This window comes from Microbacterium sp. UBA3394 (genome assembly GCF_002358725.1).
Lineage (GTDB): Bacteria > Actinomycetota > Actinomycetes > Actinomycetales > Microbacteriaceae > Microbacterium > Microbacterium luteum.
Map to the genome: position 1 here is coordinate 1 of NZ_DEPK01000069.1, position 2735 is coordinate 2735.

Annotated in this window: 4 protein-coding genes; 1 reads left to right on the plus strand and 3 read right to left on the minus strand. The window is 69.8% G+C overall.

Annotated features, from left to right (window positions below; translation table 11 throughout):
* Nucleotides 1–219 precede the first annotated feature (219 nt).
* The 3 genes from B4E30_RS04010 to B4E30_RS04020 form a co-directional block, all read right to left on the minus strand.
* Nucleotides 220–531, minus strand: coding sequence for a DUF6412 domain-containing protein (locus tag B4E30_RS04010; protein ID WP_286793604.1), 312 nt, complete (start codon nt 529–531; stop codon nt 220–222).
* Between the two features lie 112 nt (nt 532–643).
* The gene (locus tag B4E30_RS04015) at nt 644–1057 is read right to left on the minus strand and encodes a VOC family protein (RefSeq protein ID WP_286793605.1); all 414 of its coding nucleotides are present in this window, start codon (nt 1055–1057) and stop codon (nt 644–646) included.
* A gap of 9 nt (nt 1058–1066) precedes the next feature.
* A complete protein-coding gene (locus tag B4E30_RS04020) occupies nt 1067–2134 on the minus strand; it encodes a zinc-binding dehydrogenase (protein ID WP_286793606.1) in 1068 nt (355 codons plus the stop codon).
* A 62-nt stretch (nt 2135–2196) separates the two neighbouring features.
* Between B4E30_RS04020 and B4E30_RS04025 the strand changes: the two genes are divergently transcribed.
* Nucleotides 2197–2735: TetR/AcrR family transcriptional regulator (locus B4E30_RS04025; RefSeq protein ID WP_414683183.1), on the plus strand; the 539-nt coding region annotated here is incomplete at its 3' end.

The window sequence follows — 2735 nt, forward strand, 5'->3', positions numbered from 1 at the left end:
CGAAGAGGGTCGCGGCGACGACGGCGAGGGCCGGGGCCCCGGCCCCCGCGACGGGTGCAAGCAGGTCGGCAAGCGCGGTGAGGGCGTGATAGACCGCCGAGAGGGCGGAGGAGAAGGGGGGAACGGCGAAGAGGTCCATGGGCATCCGAATCTGTCGTGGCGTCGAGAAGGGAGACGACCACGAAGGGATGCCCGCACCCCGGCGGGGCGCGGCTCGGTCTACGTGGCCGGTGTCACGAGACCCGGTGCCCGCGACCGCGGATGCCCCGGAGCGTCGGGGTCGCTCTGCGCGAGGGGTGCCGAGGGGGAGATGGCCGCGGACGCCGTCCGTCGGGGGCACGCCCCGTTCTCGTCGACCGGAGGAACGCGCAGGGCGATGAGCAGAACACCGATGACGAGCGCCGCCGTGACGGCGAGAGCGCCGACGGAGGCGACGGAGGGCGGTGCGGCGAGGCCCACGACGGCGAACGCGGCGAGGGCGACCTCACGCACCATGCCGATCATCGTGGTCTCCTCTGCAACGTCACCCACACGGTAGCGCGTCGGTCATTCGCCGGCCAGGTGCACCGTCCATCCCAGGGCGTCGGGCTTGGTGATGGGCAGGTTCACCACCAGCGTGACCGTCGCGCGGGACGCGGGGTGCTCAGTCATCCGTCATGCCCGAGAAGCCGATGAGCCAGGTCACGCCGAACGCGTCGCGGACCTGACCGTCCCAGTCGCCCCACGCGCGCTTCTGAAGCGGATCGATGACGCGGCCGCCGGCGGACAGTTCGGCGAACCAGCGACGCAGGTCGTCGACGGGTGCGGCGTCGAGCAGCGACAGGAACAGTCCCACGCTGTGGAAGCCGTCCTCGTCGGCGCCGGCGTCGCATGCGAAGACCGTGACCGGACCTGTCAGCATGCCGTGGGCGATGTCGTCATCCGGCCCGTCGGTCCGGCCGAAGGCGGCGTACGTGTGCAGGTCGAGGTCGCCCCCGAAGATGCGGGCGTACCGCTCGAGGGCCTGCCGGGCGTTGCCGGGGAAGCAGAAGTACGGGACCGCGGCCGTGGTGGTCATGCCGAAAGGCTAGCTCTGCGGGGAGGCAGCGGGGAGCAGCACGAGCTTTCCGACGTGTCGCCGCGATGCGAGCTCTTCCTGCGCGCGATGAACCTGCTCGAGCGGGAAGGTCTGCGCGATCAGAGGACGAACGGTGCCGCTCCGCGCGAGGACCATCAAGGCGCGGAAGTGCGCACGGGTGTGCATCGTGGAGCCGATGAGCGAGAGGTTGTGCAGATAGAGGCGACGTACGTCGATGTCGATCTCGTGACCGCCGAGGGCTCCGGCGACGACCCAGCGGCCACCGGGACGAAGCGCCGGAATGCCCGCGCGGACATGGGGCCCGGCGACGACATCGAGCACCGCGCTGACGCCGTCGGGGGCGATCCGTCGCACGTCCGACCACACGTCTCCCGCACGGTCGACGATGTGAGTGGCGCCTGCCTCGCGCACGCCGTCGGCCTTGCTCGCGCTGCACACGGCGATCACGTCCGCCCCGCGGGCGACGGCGAGCTGCACCAGCGCGACACCGACACCTCCGGACGCGCCGGTGACCACGATCACGTCATTCGTCGAGACCCCGGCGCGCTCGATCATGCCCATCGCTGTCCCATACGCGATCGGAAGCGCGGCCAGCTGAGCATCGCTCAGCGGTGAATCGTCCACCCGATGCACGTCGGCCTCGTCGACGACGACGTACTGGGCGTAGCCGCCGTCATACTCGCTGCCGAGGATGCGCACGGGCAGAGCGTCGTCGTGCTCGCTGTCGTAGTGCGCCGGATCCACGACGACCCGGCTGCCGAGAAGGGTGTCATCGACTCCGCTGCCGACGGCGTCGACGTAGCCGGCGGCATCTCCGCCCTGTACGCGGGGGAAGCCGATCGGACCGATCCACCCCGTGGCGGCGTCCGGGTCGTCGGGCGTCCCGTACGCCCCCTCGCGTGTCCAGAGGTCGGTGTTGTTCAGCGCAGCTGCAGTGACCCGGATGCGAACCTGACCGGGAGCAGGGGTGGGAACCGGGATGCGGTCGACGGTCAAGACCTCCGGTCCTCCGTGAGCGTGGATGCGGGCAGCGGTCATGCGGATGCTGTCGCTCATGAGGTCCTCCTCGTACACTGATCGGTGAAGTACGCCGTCCCTCACGATAGGTTCACCGATCTGTGAATGCAACCGCCCTCGATCCGGACACCCTCACTCCCGGTGCGCGACGCATCCTCGACGCCGCTGCCGAACTCTTCTACGAGCGGGGGATCACGGCGGTCGGGGTCGATGCCGTCTCGGATGCCTCCGGGGTGACCAAGCGCACGCTCTACGACCGCTTCGGCTCCAAGGATGTGCTGGTCGCGACGTATCTGCTCGAACGCGACCGTCGATGGCGGGCTCAGCTGACAGCGCGTCTCGATGAGGTGGACGATGCAGTGGGCCGACTCCTCGTGCCGTTCGCCGTGCTCGAGGAGTGGACGCGCGGCAACCCGCGCGGTTGCGCGTTCATCAATGCACTGGCCGAGATGCCGGATCATCGGCACCCCGGCTACGCCATCGCGGTGGGGGAAAAGGAATGGCTGCGCGACCTCCTCGAGTCGCTCGCGGCAGATGCGGGTTTCGAGGACCCTGCCGGGCTGGCGCTGCAGCTGCTGTGTCTGCACGAAGGAGCGCTCGCTTCTGTCCGTATCACCGGGACGCGGGTGATCGCGAGCGC